This is a genomic window from Streptomyces sp. NPDC042002 (genome assembly GCF_055588305.1).
Genome location: NZ_JBVJCT010000027.1, coordinates 48,340 through 65,486 on the forward strand (window position 1 = coordinate 48,340; position 17,147 = coordinate 65,486).

Annotated in this window: 13 protein-coding genes and 2 pseudogenes; 8 read left to right on the forward strand and 7 right to left on the reverse strand. The window is 73.1% G+C overall.

Annotation, left to right across the window (positions count from 1 at the left end):
• Positions 1-140 precede the first annotated feature (140 nt).
• Together ACZ6KY_RS30100 and ACZ6KY_RS30105 are read right to left on the reverse strand one after the other, a co-directional pair.
• Entirely contained in the window at positions 141-1,235 is a 1,095-nt protein-coding gene (locus ACZ6KY_RS30100; protein ID WP_469313476.1) for a sensor histidine kinase, read from the reverse strand.
• 14 nt (positions 1,236-1,249) lie between these two features.
• Complete coding sequence (locus ACZ6KY_RS30105; protein ID WP_469313410.1) at positions 1,250-2,056, reverse strand: response regulator transcription factor; 807 nt, start codon at positions 2,054-2,056, stop codon at positions 1,250-1,252.
• 316 nt (positions 2,057-2,372) lie between these two features.
• On the opposite strand from ACZ6KY_RS30105, the pseudogene ACZ6KY_RS30110 reads away from it, so the two are divergent.
• The 3 genes and pseudogenes from ACZ6KY_RS30110 to ACZ6KY_RS30120 all read left to right on the forward strand — a co-directional run.
• Positions 2,373-3,059: pseudogene (locus ACZ6KY_RS30110) on the forward strand (glycosyltransferase family 2 protein); the annotation flags it as partial.
• Between the two features lie 230 nt (positions 3,060-3,289).
• Positions 3,290-3,898: pseudogene (locus tag ACZ6KY_RS30115) on the forward strand (TIGR04282 family arsenosugar biosynthesis glycosyltransferase); the annotation flags it as partial.
• 485 nt (positions 3,899-4,383) lie between these two features.
• On the forward strand, positions 4,384-5,415 hold the full coding sequence (locus tag ACZ6KY_RS30120) for a class I SAM-dependent methyltransferase (RefSeq protein ID WP_469313411.1): 1,032 nt from the start codon (positions 4,384-4,386) through the stop codon (positions 5,413-5,415).
• A gap of 385 nt (positions 5,416-5,800) precedes the next feature.
• Here ACZ6KY_RS30120 and ACZ6KY_RS30125 read toward each other — a convergent pair whose 3' ends face one another.
• On the reverse strand, positions 5,801-7,123 hold the full coding sequence (locus ACZ6KY_RS30125) for a molybdopterin-dependent oxidoreductase (protein ID WP_469313412.1): 1,323 nt from the start codon (positions 7,121-7,123) through the stop codon (positions 5,801-5,803).
• Positions 7,124-7,235: 112 nt separating this feature from the next.
• Here ACZ6KY_RS30125 and ACZ6KY_RS30130 point away from each other — a divergent pair, with 112 nt between their 5' ends.
• Positions 7,236-9,095 (forward strand): hypothetical protein, encoded by a 1,860-nt coding sequence (locus ACZ6KY_RS30130; protein ID WP_469313413.1) that lies wholly within the window; start codon positions 7,236-7,238, stop codon positions 9,093-9,095.
• A 49-nt stretch (positions 9,096-9,144) separates the two neighbouring features.
• Here ACZ6KY_RS30130 and ACZ6KY_RS30135 read toward each other — a convergent pair whose 3' ends face one another.
• Positions 9,145-9,960, reverse strand: a complete 816-nt coding sequence (locus ACZ6KY_RS30135; protein WP_469313414.1) for a hypothetical protein — start codon at positions 9,958-9,960, stop codon at positions 9,145-9,147.
• A gap of 332 nt (positions 9,961-10,292) precedes the next feature.
• Between ACZ6KY_RS30135 and ACZ6KY_RS30140 the strand changes: the two genes are divergently transcribed.
• The 4 genes from ACZ6KY_RS30140 to ACZ6KY_RS30155 all read left to right on the forward strand — a co-directional run bounded on the left by ACZ6KY_RS30140 (position 10,293) and on the right by ACZ6KY_RS30155 (position 14,181).
• Positions 10,293-11,762, forward strand: a complete 1,470-nt coding sequence (locus tag ACZ6KY_RS30140) for an APC family permease (RefSeq protein WP_469313415.1) — start codon at positions 10,293-10,295, stop codon at positions 11,760-11,762.
• Positions 11,759-12,196 (forward strand): hypothetical protein, encoded by a 438-nt coding sequence (locus tag ACZ6KY_RS30145; RefSeq protein WP_469313416.1) that lies wholly within the window; start codon positions 11,759-11,761, stop codon positions 12,194-12,196. The genes ACZ6KY_RS30140 and ACZ6KY_RS30145 overlap by 4 nt, the downstream gene beginning before the upstream one ends.
• Complete coding sequence (locus tag ACZ6KY_RS30150) at positions 12,193-13,557, forward strand: M20/M25/M40 family metallo-hydrolase (RefSeq protein ID WP_469313417.1); 1,365 nt, start codon at positions 12,193-12,195, stop codon at positions 13,555-13,557. The genes ACZ6KY_RS30145 and ACZ6KY_RS30150 overlap by 4 nt, the downstream gene beginning before the upstream one ends.
• 228 nt (positions 13,558-13,785) lie before the next feature.
• Positions 13,786-14,181 carry a TOBE domain-containing protein gene (locus ACZ6KY_RS30155; RefSeq protein WP_469313418.1) on the forward strand — a complete coding sequence of 132 codons (396 nt, stop codon included), beginning with the start codon at positions 13,786-13,788 and terminating at the stop codon, positions 14,179-14,181.
• Positions 14,182-14,245: 64 nt separating this feature from the next.
• Here the strand turns inward: ACZ6KY_RS30155 and ACZ6KY_RS30160 are convergent, their stop codons facing one another.
• The 3 genes from ACZ6KY_RS30160 to ACZ6KY_RS30170 all read right to left on the reverse strand — a co-directional run bounded on the left by ACZ6KY_RS30160 (position 14,246) and on the right by ACZ6KY_RS30170 (position 17,082).
• Positions 14,246-15,409, reverse strand: a complete 1,164-nt coding sequence (locus tag ACZ6KY_RS30160; protein WP_469313419.1) for an NAD-dependent formate dehydrogenase — start codon at positions 15,407-15,409, stop codon at positions 14,246-14,248.
• A gap of 103 nt (positions 15,410-15,512) precedes the next feature.
• Entirely contained in the window at positions 15,513-16,448 is a 936-nt protein-coding gene (locus ACZ6KY_RS30165; protein ID WP_469313420.1) for a LysR family transcriptional regulator, read from the reverse strand.
• Positions 16,449-16,584: 136 nt separating this feature from the next.
• Positions 16,585-17,082, reverse strand: a complete 498-nt coding sequence (locus ACZ6KY_RS30170; RefSeq protein WP_469313421.1) for a molybdopterin-dependent oxidoreductase — start codon at positions 17,080-17,082, stop codon at positions 16,585-16,587.
• Between the last annotated feature and the right edge of the window lie 65 nt (positions 17,083-17,147).

The window sequence follows — 17,147 nt, forward strand, 5'->3', positions numbered from 1 at the left end:
GCGTCGCGCCAGCCAGATCGCCGGCCGCCTCGCGCCGGCCGGGGCTCTGGGCGCGCGCGGGCCAAGACCTCTGGGAGCAGGCACGCGCCGGGCAGGGGCTTCGGGAGTCGAGGCCCCGGCCGGGAAGGCCGGGGCGTTCCTCACAACCCCGCCATCGGGAGGGTGACCTCGAAGCGGCAGCCGCCGGGGACGTTGTGGACGGCGGCCATGCCCCGGTGGGCCTCGACGATGCCCCGCACGATGGCGAGGCCGAGGCCCGCTCCGGCGGGAGGCGTACGGGCGTGGGTGCCGCGCCAGCCGGTGTCGAAGACGCGCGGAAGGTCCTCCTCCGGGATGCCCCCGCAGCCGTCGGTGACGGACAGGACGACGCCCGTGTCCGAGCGTTCGGCGGCGACCGCGACCGTGCCGTCGGCGGGCGTACGGCGGATCGCGTTGACGAGGAGGTTGCCGAGCACGCGGCTCATCTCCTTGCCGTCGACCTCGACCGGCACCTGCTCGATGCGGTTCCCGACCAGCCGTACGCCGTGCTCGCGGGCCAGCGGGTCCGCTCCCGCGAGGGCGTCACCCACGAGGTCGTACACGGAGACGCGGGAGGGGGACAGGGCGAGGGCGCCCGCGTGGATCCGGGAGAGTTCGAAGAGGTCGCCGACCATGCCGTTGAGGCGCTCGACCTCCGTACGGATCTGACGCAGATAGCGGTTCGGGTCCGCCGCCACACCGTCCTCCAGGGCCTCGGACATCGCGCGCAGCCCGGCGAGCGGGGTGCGCAGGTCGTGCGAGATCCAGGCGACGAGCTCGCGCCGCGAGGTCTCCAGGGCACGCTCGCGGTCACGGGACTCGGCGAGCTTGCGGCTGGTGGCCGCCAACTCGCGGCTGAGCGCGGAGAGTTCGGCGGTCGCCGGACCCTCGGGGGCCGCGAAGTCGCCGCCGTCGCCGAACGAGCGGGCGGCGAGGGTCAGCGCCCTGCTGCGGGCCACGACCCAGCGGCCCAGCAGGAGCGCGGTGGCCAGCGAGACGACGGCCGCCATGGTGATGACCGTCGTGACCACGCTCAGGTCGTGCGGGGAAAGGAACATCGCCCACGCCACCGCCAGCGTTCCCGCGAGCATCGCGCAGACGGCCACGGCGGCGACGACCGCGACGGAGGCGGTGAGCGAGCGGCGCCGGAGCAGCCGGAGCGCGCCCACGCCGAGCAGACCGGCCGCGGCGGCGCCGAGGAAGGCGAACAGGGCCATGACGAGTATGTCGTTCACGAGCGGGCCTCTTCCTCGGGCGTTTCCTCGGACGTTTCCTCGGGCGCGGGGTGGGGCGGTCCGGCGGCGGTGGGCCGGGCCGCCGCTTCCGTGTCGTCGAAGCGGTAGCCCACGCCCCACACCGTCTGGATCAGGCGGGGCCGTGCGGGATCGTCCTCGACCTTGCCGCGCAGCCGGCGTACGTGGACGGTGACCGTCGACAGGTCGCCGAAGTCCCAGCCCCACACCTCGCGCATCAGGTCCTCGCGGGCGTACGCCCGGCCGGGGTGCCGGAGGAAGAAGGCGAGGAGGTCGAACTCGCGCAGGGTGAGGGCGAGTTCGGCGCCGTCCTTGGTGGCGCGGCGGGCCGACGGGTCGACGGCGAGACCGGCGGCGCGCAGCGGGCGCGCGGCGGCCACCGGCCGGGTCCTGCGCAGCACGGACTCGACCCGCAGGACCAGTTCCCGCGGGCTGAACGGCTTGGTGACGTAGTCGTCGGCACCGACCTCCAGGCCGAGGATCCGGTCGTCCTCGTCGCCGCGCGCGGTGAGCATGATGACCGGCACGGGCCCCTGGGCGCGCAGCCGGCGGCACACCTCCAGGCCGTCCATGCCCGGCAGCATCAGGTCGAGCACCACCAGGCCGGGCCGGTGCGCGGCGGCCCGGGCGAGCGCGGTGGGACCGTCCGCGGCGCGGTCCACGAGATACCCGGCGCGGTCGAGGTACCCGGAGACGACCTCGGCCACGGTCGGGTCGTCGTCCACGACGAGGACCCGGGTGGCCGCCGCGCCGGGAAGCGCACCGGTCTCTCCGCGGGAGCTCACGGCGGGCCCCGGGCGGGGGCTCGGCGCGTGCCCCGAGGGAGGGTTCGGCACGAACACCGAGGGAGGGCTCGGCGCGGACTCCGGGTGAGGGTCCACGGCGGGCCCCGGCTGCGTATCCGGAGCGGTCACCGGGTGCGGGCCCGTGACCGGTCCAGGGTCCCCGTTCGCACTCGGGGCAGGTCCGGCACCTGGGGATTCGTGCGGTTGATGCATGAATCCAGCGTCCCACCCGGCCGGGACCGCTGCGGCTGGTCGAGGCCGACGTCCGAGTTTCGTAAGGACATGAAGTCCGGTATATCCCTTTCGTGTTCGTAAGGTGAAGCCTGTGACGACCTTTCCCGTACCGGACCCGGACGTCGACCTGGTCCTTCCCTGTCTGAACGAGGCCGGCGCCCTGCCCTGGGTGCTCTCCCGGATCCCGCCCGGCTGGCGCGCGCTGGTCGTGGACAACGGTTCCACGGACGGCTCCGCGGAACTGGCCCGCGCGCTCGGCGCGACCGTCGTGCGCGAGGAGCGCCGCGGTTTCGGCGCCGCCTGCCACGCCGGACTGACCGCCGCCACCGCGGACATCGTCTGCTTCTGCGACTGCGACGGCTCCCTCGACCCGGCCCTGCTCCTGCCGTTCGTCGCCGAGGTCCGGGCCGGCGAGGCCGACCTCGTGCTCGGCCGGCGCCGGCCGAGCGGGCGTGGCGCCTGGCCCGCGCACGCCCGTGCGGGCAACATCGCGCTGGCCCGGATGCTCCGCCGCCGCACCGGCCTGCGCCTGCACGACCTCGGTCCGCTGCGCGCGGCCCGCCGTGAGGCGCTGCTCGGCCTCGGGCTCACCGACCGGCGCAGCGGCTATCCGCTCCAGATGGTCGTCCGCGCCGCCGACGCCGGGTGGCGCGTCGCCGAGCACGACGTGCCGTATCTGGCCCGCACCGGCGTCTCCAAGGTCACCGGCACCTGGCGCGGCACCTGGCAGGCGGTACGGGACATGAGCCGCGTCCTGGCCGAACCGCCCGTGCCCGTACGGGTTCACGCCGAGGCCCAGGCCCCGTCCCCCGGCCGGACCCAGGCCGCCGACCGGACTCCGGACAGGACCGCAGACCGGACCGCAGCGCAGGCCGGAGCCCGGGCCAGATCGCAGGCCGGGGCGCAGACCGCAGCACAGACCGGAGCCCAGGTACTGGCCCCGGCGCCGTCTCCGGCGTCGGCTCCGGCCCTCGCGCCATCCCGAGGAGGAACCGTCCAGTGAGCGTCACCCTGCTCGTCATCGCCAAGGAACCGCGCCCCGGACGGGTGAAGACCCGGCTCACGCCGCCGTTCACTCCCCGGGAAGCGGCGACGCTCGCGGAGGCGGCCCTCGTGGACACCCTGCGCGCGGTGGCGGCGACGCCCGCGCGCCGCCGGGTCCTCGTGCTCGACGGGGCGCCCGGCCCCTGGCTTCCGGACGGCTTCGACGTCGTACGCCAGTGCGCGGGCACTCTGGACGAGCGACTGGCCGCGGCGTTCGCGGGCTGCGACGGGCCCGCGCTGCTCATCGGCATGGACACACCCCAGGTGACGCCCGCCCTGCTCACGGTGGACTTCGCGGACTGCGACGCGTACTTCGGGCCGGCCGAGGACGGCGGCTTCTGGGCGCTGGGCCTCGCCGAACCCGACCCGGAGCTCCTGCGGGGCGTACCGATGTCGACGCACACCACGGGTGCGGTGCAGCGGGAGCGGCTCGTCGGGGCCGGGCTGCGGGTACGGGATCTGCCCCGCCTGCGGGACGTCGACACGGCCGCGGACGCGACGGCGGTCGCGGCGTCCGCGCCCGAAGGGGTCTTCGCGGCGGAACTGGGCCGGCTCGGGACGGTGATCGCACCGGCCGCCGGACACGTTCCCCGACCGTCCACGGGCGGAGCGTCCGGGCGGATGCCCGAGCCGATCCCCGAGCAGGTCCCGGGGCAGGTCCCGGGCCAGGTCCTCGAGCAGATCCCGGAGCCGATCCCCGGACAGACCGCGGGGCGGACGGAGCGGGCCTCGGGAGCGGCGACCGAGGAGACCTCGGGATTCATCGCAGGGCTCAAGGCCGCGCAGGCCGCCCGGCTCCCGGCCGGAATCGACACCGGCCGCGAGACCGGCCCGGCAGCCGGGCAGCGGGGTGCCGGACGATGAGCGGCGCACGCGGAACGGCCGCGCGGGGCAGGGGCGTCGCACGGAGCTCCGTGCCGGTCGCGGGAACCGGGAGCGGTCCCGGCACAGGGACCAGGGCAGGTGCGAGGACGGGAATGGGGACCGGGACGAGGACCGAACCCGAGACCAGGAACGGGAACGGGAACGGGACGGGGACGGGGAACGGGATGACTGGGGGCGGGAACGGGACCGAGACCGGAACCAGGACGGGGAACGGGAACGGGAACGGGAACAGCGTCGGCAGTGGGGCCGAGACTGGCGCCGGAGCCGCAACCGACAGTGGAGCCGGAAGGGGAGCCGGGACAAGGGCCCCGTTCGGGCGGGCCGCGCGGTCCTGGGCCGCCGATCCCTACGCCGACGCGCTGGGTGCCGGCCGGGGGCCGCTGTTCCTGCGGCGGACGGACGGCTGGCTGCTCCCCCTGGAGGTCGAGCGCTGGTGCGCCCGCGCCGACGCGGTGGACCTACAGGTGCTGGCGTACTGCGAGGGCGCCGTGCTCGACGTGGGGTGCGGGCCGGGACGGCTGGTCGCGGAACTCGCCGCGCGAGGGTGCCCCGCACTCGGCATCGACGTCAGCGAGGCCGCCGTGGCCCGTACCGTGCGGCTCGGCGGGCAGGCGCTGCACCGGTCGGTCTTCGAGCCGCTCCCCGGCGAGGGCCGCTGGGGCACCGCCCTCCTCGTCGACGGCAACATCGGCATCGGCGGCGACCCGGCCGCCCTCCTGCGTCGCACGGCCGAACTCCTCGCCCCTGGCGGCCTGCTGATCGCCGAGACCGTGGCGGGCGCGGACGTCGACGAACGCGTCGACGTCCGTATCGTCCGCGCCGCGCACGAGGAGGCGGAGACCGGGGACGGGGCCGAGGACGAGACCGAGGACGACAGCCCGGCCGGAACCGGGACCGGGACCGGGAGCGATGGCGAGGGCGGTGCCCAGGGACCGTCGGGCGACCGGGGCGCCTTCCCGTGGGCCCGGCTCGGCACCCCGGCCCTGCTCCGGCACGCGGCCCGCGCCGGATGGCGCGCGGACGCTCAGTGGGCGGCGGGGGGACGGTCCTTCGTGGCCCTGCGCAACGGGCCACGGCGGGACGCCCGGAAGGACCGCAGGACGAGCAGCAGCGCGGACCCGGCGAACAGCACCGCCGTGATCAGCAGCCAGTGGGCCAGGAAGTCGTCGGCCGGCAGGGCGGTCGCCGACCGGTAGTGGTCGGCGATCTGCCCGCTGATCAGCGGGAACCACACCAGCAGCAGAAGACCGGAGAGGGCCGCCGGAACCCGGACGTACATCGTCCGGTCCCGGTGGCCGGTCGCGTCCAGCGTCTTCGAGACGACCCGGTCCGCACCGGCGTACAACGGCACCAGCACCAGGTCGTGCAGCACCGCCGCGCCCACGAACCAGAGCGCAACCCGGGACCAGTCGGCCGCGAGCAGCCGCACCCCCGCGTAGGCGGCGAGCGCGAACGAGCAGGCCAGCAGGAGGAGTTGGAAGGGGCTGCCGATCAGCTCCCGGCCGGGACGCGGACGCGTCGCCGGGCGCAGCCCCTCAAACCGTCGCCGCAGCCCAAGTCGTCGCGGGTCAAGTCGTCGCATCACAGGTCTCCGAACGTCATCCGGGCCACCCACTTGGTGTTCAGCACACCGGGCGCGGCCGGAACGATGATCCGCGCCGGGTAGCCGTGATCGGGGGTCAGGTCCTCGCCGTTGACGAACAGGGCGAGCAGGGAACGCGGATCGCGCACCTGGTTGTCGCGCAGGGCGGCCACCCGGAACGCCCCGCGCCGCTGCAACGACTCCACGAGTACGTCGGGGGCCGCGTCCTTCTCGTAGCCGACGAGCCCGGCCAGGTCCCGCAGCCGCACGCCCCGCCACCACTGGTCGGACGTCGACCAGCCCTCGACGCAGGCGATGGGCAACGCGGCGCTGTACAGGGGGAGTCTCTGGAGTTCGGCGCGGCTCAGCCGGACGGTCCGGCCCTTTCCCGCGACGACCAGACGCCAGGCCTCTTCGCTGGTCTCCGTGGCGGTGATGCCGCGTGACGCGGCCGTCTTGTTGATCTGGAAGCCGCCCGGTCCTGAGCCCGGTTCGGCGCCGCCGTGCGGGGCCAGGATCGCCGTGTCGCGCAGCGGCCCGTCGAAGCTGTGGCCCGCCGTGGTGGCGACCAGGAGCAGGGACCCGCCTCCGACGAACCCGAGGGCCCCGCGCCGCGAGACGGTGGGCGGCAGGGGATCGGGGGACACCAACTCGTCCTCGGGCCGCGCCGGTTCACCCGCGTCGGCCAGCGAACTCGCCCCCGGCCGGAGGCCTGCCTGCTCCGGCCGGGGACTCGTCTGCTCCGGCCGCGGGCTCGGGCGGCGGACATGGCGCAGGTTGCGGATAGCCGCCGGCACCCGCAGGACCGCGTGCGTCACGAACGCCGCGATGAACACCCAGGCGCCGTAGAAGTGCAGCGTGTAGAAGGAGCCGGGAAAGACGTAGTCGAGCTGGATGTTCAGCACGCCGGTGGTGAACTCGAAGAGCGCGCCCCCGACCAGAAGCAGCAGCGAGAGCCGTTCCAGCGCGTGGGCGAGCGAGCGGGCCGGCGGCAGCGCGAACAACTTCGGTACGACCGACCACAGTTTCGCCAGCAGGACCGGGATCAGCGCGACGCCGAGCGTGACGTGCACGCCCTGCGTGAAGCGGTACAGCCACACCGGACCCGTCGGCCAGGAGAAGAGGTAGAACCCGAGGATCCCCTTGTCGGGGGTCTTGTCGTTCACGGCCGAGAGGTTCGGGTTGTAGGCCGCGTACGAGAGGAGCCCGGTCACGAACAGCACCGTGATCCCGACGAGCAGCACCACGCCGAGCACGGAGGTGAACCAGGGGCCGCGCAGCGGGCTGCGCCAGAACGCGGGTGACGAGGGAGACCGTGGCATGCCCCGACCGTAGGCCGGGGGCACCCCCGAACGGGTTCTCAAACCATGACGAAACTCTGACGTCCACCTCAGTGGCCCCGCTTACCGGAGCCTCCCGGCCTAGCGTGCGAGGGTGAACCGCGATCTCCCCCGCGATCAGCCTCGCGACCGCCCCGAAGACCCTTCCCGGGCCCTCCCCCCGGCACCCCCGGCACCCCCGGCTCCTCCCCGGGCAGTTCCCCGGCCACTTCCCCGGGGCCTGTCACAGATCCCGTACCGGGCCTGGGACCGGGCCCTGTCCCAGGCCCGGCTCCCCGGTCTTTCCCGGGCGCTGCTGGGCGACCTGCCCCGGGACGTCCTGCGCGACCTGGCCGCCGCGCTGGCCGCCGCGCTGCTCGTCCTGACGGCGGTGGTCGTCGGTTATGTCATCGAGCACCGCGACGGCACGCTGTTCGTCAGCGCCGCGCCGCTGTACGGGCACTGGGGGCCGCATGTCGGGCCCGGCACCGCGGCCGCCATCGCCGTGGCCCTCGCGGTCGTGGCGTACGGACCTCTCCTCGCCGCCCGGCTGCCCTGGCGGAGGCTGCTCCTCGCCGTGTGGGGCACGACGACGGCGTGGACGTTCTCCCTCGCGCTGATCGACGGCTGGGAGCGGGGCGTGGCCCGGCGCCTCACCACGCGGTACGAATATCTCCAGGTCATCTCGCCGGTCAACCGCTTCCACGACATCCCGGCCGCCCTGCGGGACTTCACCCACCACATCCTGTTGCACTCCCCCGACCACTGGCCCGCGCACATCGCCGGACATCCGCCGGCCGCCACCCTCACCTTCGTCCTCCTCGACCGGATCGGACTGGGCGGCGGGGCCTGGGCGGGCGTCTGGTGCGTCACCGTCGGCGCGACGGCCGGGGCGGCGGTGCTCGTCACCGTGCGCGTCCTGGCCGGGGAGGCTCTCGCCCGGCGCGCCGCGCCCTTCCTCGCCCTCGCCCCGGCGGCCGTGTGGATGGGCACCTCGGCGGACGGCTACTTCGCGGCCGTCGCCGCCTGGGCCCTCGCCCTGCTCGCCCTCGCGGTCACGGGACACCGGCCGCGGACGGCCGGCCTCGCCTCCGGACTCCTCCTCGGCCTCACCGCGTATCTCTCGTACGGGCTGACCCTGATCTCCGTGATCGCCTGCGCCGTCCTGCTGCTCGGGCGCCGCTCCAGGCTCCGCCCGCTCCCGTACACCATGGCCGGACTCACCGTCGTACCCCTGGTGTTCACCCTGCTCGGCTTCAACTGGTTCGAGGCGTACCACCTGTTGGTCACCCGCTACTACGAAGGGGCGGGCGGTATCCGGCCGTACGGCTACTGGGTCTGGGCGAATCTCGCCTGCACGGCGCTGATCGCGGGACCGGCGACCGTGGCGGGTCTGCGCAGGGCGGGGGCGGCGGTCGTACGGATCGGGGCGGCCCCGGTACGGCTCCGGACCGCACCCGCACGCGGCACCGCGACGGCCGCACACGAGCCTCCGACTCCCGTCGGCGCGGTCTCGGGGGCGGCCTCGGAGGCGGCCTCGGGTACGAACCGAGGCGGTCGCGCGAGCACCGCCACGGATACGGGCCGATACGAGGGCGCGAACACCGCCACGGGCCCGGGCGCGAACGCGCGTCAGGGTTCCCGTACGGACCTGGCCGCCGCCGGTCCGGCCCCCCGGAGCGGCATCGCGCGGGAACACCTCGCCGGCGCCGCGCCCGGCACAGTCGCCGGCGCCGGAGCCCGCCCCACCGTCGGCGGTGCCCCGCGGCTCGCCGTCCTCGTCATCGGAGCGCTGCTCGCCCTCCTCGTCGCCGATCTCTCCGGCATGAGCAAGGCGGAGACCGAACGCATCTGGCTGCCGTTCGTGATGTGGATGCTCCCGGCGGGGGCGTTCCTCCCCCGGCCCCGCGCCTGGCTCATCGCCCAGGCGACGCTGGCCCTGCTCCTCAACCACCTTGTACTGACGGGCTGGTGACCGTCCGGGCCGGCCCCGGTCGCTCCGGAGCCGGCCCGCAGACGGATCGTCAGGTCACGTCGACGAAGTCACCCGGGGCCGTGGCCGCTCCCGTCGTGGACGTGCCGCCGAAGGTCCAGCGCCAGTAGCCGTCGGTGTTCGCCGGGACGGTGGTCTTCAGCGCCCCGGTGGAACCGGACGTCACCGTCTTCACGGTGGAGTACGTGGAGCTGCCCTTCGGGCGGAACTGGAGTTTCGCCGACTGCCCCGCGAAGCCGGTGTACTTGTGCTTCACCCAGTCGGCGCGGGTGAGGCTGCCCGTGACCGTGAGCGTCCTGCCCTTCGCCACCGGCTCCGGCGAGGCGTTCGCGGTGAGCTTCGCCCAGCGCCTGACCGAAACGCTGCCGGGCGCCGTCTTGTGCTCCTCGGCCTTCAGCGAGCCGCTGGACTTGAACAGGCGCATCGCCAGCCCGATCTTCCAGGTGGTGGCGTCACCGTTGGAGTCGAGGGTGTAGCGCGGTTCGATGTACAGCTCGCCCTCGCAGTGCGCCGTGTGCGCGCTCTTCTCGAAACAGGTGTAACTCCCCATGTAGATGCCCCCGCCCTCGGCGCCCGCCGCGGCGGTGGTGCCGTGGTAGAGGTAGGGATCGGTCGTCCAGTCCAACGGGCCCTCCACCGTGTAACCGGAGGGCAGTGCGATGTCGAACGTGACCGGAGGTTCCTTCTCCTCCGAGGTGCCCACCACGATCGGCAGGCCCTTGTTGACGACCACGTTCGACATGGTGATGCCGGTGCTCGCGGCCTGCGCCTCCGGCGCTGTCAGCGCGGTGAGCGCCAGGGCCCCCACGAGCGCCGCCACGGCGCCGGTTCGTCTGCCAGGGTTCATTCCCACCTCTTCGCCACGCGTACGCGATACGGAACCGCCCCGGACGGACAGGTGTTCGGGTAGCGGGAGGGGGAGGTCATCAAGCGCGTGATCATGTCCGGGCGATGAGGTGGGACGACTCAGCGCTCGGCGTCCGCCGACCGGGCCCACGAAATCCGGTCCGCTCGGTGTCCGCAGACCGGGCACGAACCCGGCACCCCCCGAACGGGCGAGAAGGACCGCGGGTCCGCGAGGGACGAGGCTCACTCGGGCGGCTCACCCGGCGCGCGGCGCCGCTCACCCGCGCAGAGGCTGGCCTCATCGCTTTCGACCCGCGAACAGGGAGGGGTCCGATGAGCTCGATGGACATGCCCGCGGATGCCCCACGGCAATCGGCGCGGGCCGCACACGCCACGATCCCGGCGGCGCCCAGACTCACCTGGCTGACGCTGGCGCTGATGACGACGGCGTCCGTGGCGAGTCTGCGAGCCGCTCCCACCATGGCGGTCTACGGGCTGGCCTGCGTGTTCCTGTACCTGGTCCCGGCGGTCGTGTTCCTGCTGCCGACCGCCCTCGTCTCCGCGGAGCTCGCCTCGGGCTGGAACGGCGGTGTCTACCGCTGGGTGAGCGAGGGGCTGTCCAAGCCGCTCGGCTTCCTCGCCGTGTGGTGCCAGTTCGCGATGACGATCTTCTACTACCCGAGCCTGCTGGCCTTCGTGGCGAGCACCCTCGCGTACGTGATCGACCCGGCGCTCGCCTCCAGCGGCCTCTACACCGCGATCGTCATCATGGTCCTGTACTGGACCGGCGTCTGGATCTCCTCGCGCGGCACCAAGGCCCTCGCGGGGCTGTCCAGTTGGGGCCTGGTCATCGGCACCCTGATCCCCGGCACGATCCTCGTCGTGCTCGGCATGGTCTTCCTCGCCCAGGGCAACCCCTCGGCCGCGCCCATGACGGCCAGCCATCTGCTGCCGGAGTGGACGGGCCTGGCCAGCCTCGTGCTGATCGTCAACAACTTCCTCTCCTACTCCGGCATGGAGATGAACGCCGTCCACGTGTCGTCGCTGAAGAACCCGGCGAAGGAATACCCGAAGTCGATGTTCCTGGCGATGGGCCTGGTGCTGCTGATCTTCATCCTGCCCGCGCTGGCCATCAGCTGGGTGGTCCCCGCCAACCAGACCAGCCTCACCGCCGGTGTCATGCAGGCGTTCGACGCGTTCTTCTCGTACTTCGACATCGGCTGGATGACCCCGATCGCGGCGGTGATGCTGATCTCCGCGTCGCTGGCCGGCATGCTGACCTGGCTCGCCGGACCGTCCAAGGGCCTGCTGGAGATCTCCCGCAGCGAGGGCTATCTTCCGCCGTTCCTCCAGCAGTTGAACCGGTTCGGCGTCCAGCAGAACATCCTGGTGGCCCAGGGTGCCGTGACCACGGTGATCGCCCTGGGCTACGCGTTCATCCCGAACGTCTCCAACGTGTACTGGATCTTCTCGACGATCACCACGCAGGTGTATCTCATCGTCTATCTGCTGATGTTCGTCGCCGCGATGAATCTGCGGAAGAACCAGCCCGACCACCCGCGCGGCTACCGCGTCCCCGCCCTCAGACTGACGTGCGTCGTCGGGCTGCTGTCCTCGGCCGCGGCCATGGTCATCGGCTTCGTGCCGCCCTCGCAGTTCGGCGGCGGCAGCGTGCTGGTGTACGTCGTCATCATCGGCAGCGGTCTGGGCCTCCTCGGCCTGCTGATCCCGTGGGCCTTCCTGAAGTTCCGCAAGCCGAGCTGGCAGACGGAGGCCGCGCGCGAGGCGGAGGCGGGGTCATGAGTCCCACCCGGTTCGCGTCCGAGCACAGGTGGATCTACATCGGCGCGATCGTCGTGCTGCTCACGCTCGTCGTGATCGGACTCGTGCGCTACGCGGCCATCACGACGAACAGCAAGGCCGCGAGCAAGGCCAACGAACTCGCCGACGCCGCCGTGGCGTCCGGCCTCCCCCGCCCCGACACCGAGCTGATCGAAAGCCTCCTGGGCACCGACGGCGGCCTGGTCTGCGACGACCCCGCGAGCGCCCTCAAGTCGGCCCTGTGGAAGATCAACGTGTCGAACGGCGCCGCGTTCGTCGGCCAGCGGCCCGTCATCGGCGACGGCAGTGCGCTCAAGGCCGAGGCCGCGATCCTGAAGATCTACTGCCCGGAGAAGCTGGACACGTTCCAGGACAGGCTCGACACCCTGAAGACCGACGACACGGTGAGGCGGTGACCGTGTCCGAACTCGCAGGGAAAATCGCCGGGTTGATGGGCCGGGCCAGGACGGACCTGGCCGAGCTGGTCGCCATCCCGTCCGTCGCCGACCCGCGCCAGTACCCGCCCGAGGAGTGCCGACGGGCCGCGCAATGGGTGGCCGACGCCTTCACCGAGGCGGGGCTGCGGGACGTCCACCTCGCCGAGACACCCGACGGGAGCCACGCCGTCATCGGCCACCGCCCGCCGCCGCCCGGCGCGCCCACCGTCCTGCTGTACTGCCACTACGACGTGCAGCCGCCGCTGGACGACGACGCCTGGACCACCCCGCCCTTCACCCTCACCGAACGCGACGGCCGCTGGTACGGGCGCGGCACGGCGGACTGCAAGGGCAACATCGTGATGCACCTGACCGCACTGCGGGCGCTCGGCGACGACATCCCGGTCGGCCTGAAGTTCGTCGCCGAGGGGTCGGAGGAGCAGGGCACGGGCGGTCTGGAGAGTTACGTGGCCCAGCACCCGGAGCAGTTCCTCGCCGACGCGCTGCTGGTGTGCGACACCGGCAACGCGGAGGTCGGCACGGGCACCGCCACCGTCACCCTGCGCGGCCTCGCCAGCGTCGTCGTCACCGTCGACACGCTGGCCGGAGAGGTGCACTCGGGCATGTTCGGCGGCCCCGCCCCGGACGCGCTCGCCGCGCTGATCCAGATGCTCGCCACCCTGCGCGACCCGGCCACCGGCGCGACCCGTGTCAACGACCTCGACTGCGAGGGCGGTTGGGAGGGAGTCGGCTACGACGAGGCCCAGTTCCGCGCGGACGCCGGGGTGCTGGACGGCGTCCGTCTCACCGGGACCGGCACGGTCGCCGACCGGCTGTGGGCCCGCCCCGCCGTCACCGTCCTCGGCATCGACTGCCCCCCGGTGGTCGGCTCCGCCGCCGCCGTACCGCCCACCGCACGGGCCCGGGTGAGCCTGCGCGTCCCGCCCGGCACGAACCCGGTGGCGGCCCGCGCGGCCCTCACCCGGCATCTCACCGAGGCCGCGCCCTGGGGAGCCCGGGTCACCGTCGAGGACGAGAGCGCCGGCGCCCCCTTCCGGGCGGCCACCGACGGCCCCGCCTACACCGCGCTCGGCCACGCCATGCGGGAGGTCTACGGCAAGCCCATGGCCTTCCTCGGCCAGGGCGGCTCCATCCCGCTGTGCAACGTCCTCGCCGAGACCTACCCGCGCGCCGAGATCATCCTCATGGGCGTGGAGGAACCCCGCTGTCTCATCCACGCGCCCAACGAGAGCGTCGACCCGGCCGAGATCGAGCACATGGCCCAGGTCGAGGCACTCTTCCTGCGCGCCTACGCGGCCGTGGGGAGCCGCGGCCGCTGAACGGACACGCGAAGGCCGAGCCCATCGTCAAGAAGGGCTTCGGGAAGTTCTGGGCCACGCACATCAAGGTGGAGCGTTCGGGAGTGCCGAGGCTCGACTGACGGCGGCAACGGTCCGGGCAGGGGCCTTCGTCCTGCCCCACACGGCTGCCACCCTGTCCGGAACGGCTCGCGCCCCGCCCGGGGTTCGGCTTGCAGGTGCGAGGACCGCCTGCCTATCGTCGCGCGTATGCAGTCCTACACGATCGGCCAGGCCGCCCGGCTCCTCGGGGTGAGCCCCGACACCGCCCGGCGTTGGGCGGACGCCGGGCGGGTGACCACGCATCGGGACGACAGCGGACGACGGCTCATCGAGGGGCGCGACCTCGCCGCGTTCTCGGTGGAGCTGGCCGGCACCGGCGGTGAGGAGGGCGTCACCTCCTACACGTCCGTCCGCAACGCCTTCCCCGGCATCGTCACCGCCGTCAAACTCGGCGATGTCGCGGCCCAGGTGGAGATCCAGGCGGGACCGCACCGGCTGGTCTCCCTGCTGACCCGGGAGGCGGTCGAGGAACTGGGCCTGGAAGTCGGTGTGGAGGCCACCGCCCGGGTCAAGTCGACCAACGTGCACATCGACCGCGCCTGAGCGACCGCCGGTTTCAGAGGTCGGAAGACCGTCGTCGGGCCGTCGAGCACGAGCGCCGCCGGGGTCAGGAGACCGTCGTCGAGTACGAGTGGGCTCCCGTCCCGGCCAGCGCGCCCCCGTCGACGATCAGGTACTCGTCGCGGATCGGGGTGCCGTCCAGCCAGCATTCCAGGATCTCCCGGGTGCCCGCCGCGTAGCGGGCCTGCGCGGAGAGCGAGGAACCCGAGATGTGCGGGGTCATCCCGTGATGCGGCATGGTGCGCCAGGGGTGGTCGGCGGGCGCCGGCTGCGGATACCAGACATCGCCCGCGTACCCGGCCAACTGCCCGCTGACCAGCGCTCGTTCGATCACGTCCCGGTCCACGATCCGGGCCCGTGCCGTGTTGATGAGATACGCCCCGCGCTTCATCGTGGCGAGCAGCCCGTCGCCGAACAGACCCTCGGTCTCCGGGTGCAGCGGAGCGTTGATGGTCACGACGTCGCAGTGCGGTGCCATGTCGGCCGCGGTCGGGTGGAAGGTGAGCCCGAGCTCCCGCTCGACGGCCTCCGGCAGCCGGTGGCGGTCCGTGTAGTGGAGCGACACGTCGAAGGGCGCGAGCCGCCGCAGCACCGCGAGCCCGATCCGTCCGGCGGCGACCGTACCGACGTGCATGCCCTCCAGGTCGTACGAACGGGCCACGCAGTCCGCGATGTTCCAGCCGCCGTCGAGCACGACCCGGTGCGAGGGCAGGTAGTTGCGGACGAGCGAGAGCGTCGTCATCACCACGTGTTCGGCGACGCTGATGCTGTTGCAGTACGTCACCTCGGCGACCGTCACCCCGTGCGCGATGGCCGCGTCGAGGTCGACGTGGTCGGAGCCGATGCCCGCCGTGACCGCCAGTTTCAGGTTCTTGGCGGCGGCGATGCGCTCGGGGGTGAGGTACGCGGGCCAGAACGGCTGCGAGATGACGACGTCCGCGTCGGGCAGTTCCCGGTCGAAGACCGATCCGGTGCCGTCCTTGTCGGAGGTGACGACCAGGGTGTGACCGCGCTCCTCAAGGAAGCGGCGCAGCCCGAGTTCGCCGGTCACACTGCCGAGCAGCCGCCCGGGGACGAAGTCGGTCCCCTTCGGGGTGGGCGCGGTCTGGCCGCCGGGATAGTGGTCGATGACGGGGAGGCCGTCCCGGGCGTACGTCGTCGGATATCCGTCGGCCGGGTCGTCGTACAGCACGCAGAGCACCTTGGCCATGTCGCGGCTCTCCTCAACTCCGTTGTCCGTAAGGTGCTTCCACCATCCTCGGAGTCAAATGCGCTGGTCAAAGCGAACGTTGCTATGTGCTGATAGCCGCGGGCTATGAACTCGCCTCACCCAGATGCGTCTTCAGCAAGGAGTCCAGCGCGTCGCGCACCCCCGCCTCCCGGGCCACCCTCAACAGCGCCTGCGCCAGCACCGATTCGGGCTCGTGCCGGGCGACCACGAGGCCGACCCGGGGCCCGTGCACGGGCCCGTCGAGCGGCACCACCCGCATCCCCTCCGGCACCCCGGACATGTGCAGCCAGGCGTGCGAGATCACGCTCGACCAACGGCCCCCGGGGAGCTGCGCGTACAGCCCGGCGACGGTGTCCGACTCGATCGCCGGAGCCGCCCGCGCGCCGTCCGCGGCGAAGCACTCGTCGATGATCCGGCGGTTGCGCATCCGTGGGCTCAGCAGACACAGCGGGAGAGCGGCCACCTGCGCCCAGCGGGCGGTCGCCGCGCCGGCCAGCGGACCGTCCACCGGGGTGAGCAGCACATACCGCTCCTCGTACAGCGGGAAGCGCCGTACGTGCCGCAGGTCGTCGTCGTCGAGATACGTCATCGCCGCGTCGAGCTCGAACTCGGCGAGCCCGTGCGTGATCTGCGCCGACGACAGCGACTCCAGGCTGACCCGGGCCCGTGTGTGGCGCTCGCAGAACGGGGTGGTCAGCAGGGACGCGGCGGGCAGCGCGGTGGGCACGATGCCGAGGCGCAGGGTGCCGGTCAGGCCGCCGCGCAGCGCCGACAACTCCTGGCGCAGGGCGTCCCGTTCGGCGAGGATCCGGTGCGCCCAGGCGAGGACGACCTCGCCCTCCGGGGTCAGCCCCTCGTACCGTCGGCCGCGGCGCACGATCGGCACGTCCAGCTCGTGTTCGAGCCGGCGGATCGCGGCGGACAACGACGGCTGCGACACGAAGCAGGCCGCCGCCGCCCGCGCGAAGTGCCGCTCCCGGGCGAGCGCGACCAGATACTCCAGCTGACGCAGCAGCACGCGCCACCTCCCGTAGGCGCGCCAGCGTCCCAGACGCGGGGCGCCCTGTCACGACCCGGCGATCGGACTCCCGGCCCAGGCGGCCGGACTCACGCCGGGCGGGCCGGCGCGGGCGAGCCCGGACCGGCACGGATGGTCAGCCGGAGGGCTCGTCCGGCCAGGGCGGGTAACGGCCGTCCACCCGGATGGCGTTGATGCCGCTGATGTGCCGGGCTCCGCACCGGTCCTGCGGCAGGACCAGTTGCGGGCCCGCCCGGTCCAGCGGGGTGCCGTCGATGCCGACCGCGAGCAGCACCGGAGCGTCCGCGAAGTCGGGGTCGATCTCGGCCCAGGTGAGCAGCGCGTGGTGGCCGTCCGCGCCCGCCACCGCGATGAGGAAGCGCAGCCGGTCCTTGCGGCGGGCCGGATCGAAGCGGGGTCCGGCGTCCAACAGCACGTCGTGCAGCAGCGGGCCCTCGAAACCGTGGTGCCGCACTCCGCTGGTCGAACACTCGAAGCTGACCCGGACCCGGTGCTGGGGCCACGCGAACAGGTCGGGCACGGTCAGTCTGGCCGGCCGGGCGAGGTCACCGGTCAGAGCGAGTTCCGCGAGCGGGGGAGCGGGCGGCGTCGGCTGTGTCAGGGACTGGCTCACTGGGCAGTACCTCCCGCAGGACCGTACCCGGCGGGCGGTCCCGTACAAACGCACATGCGTACATC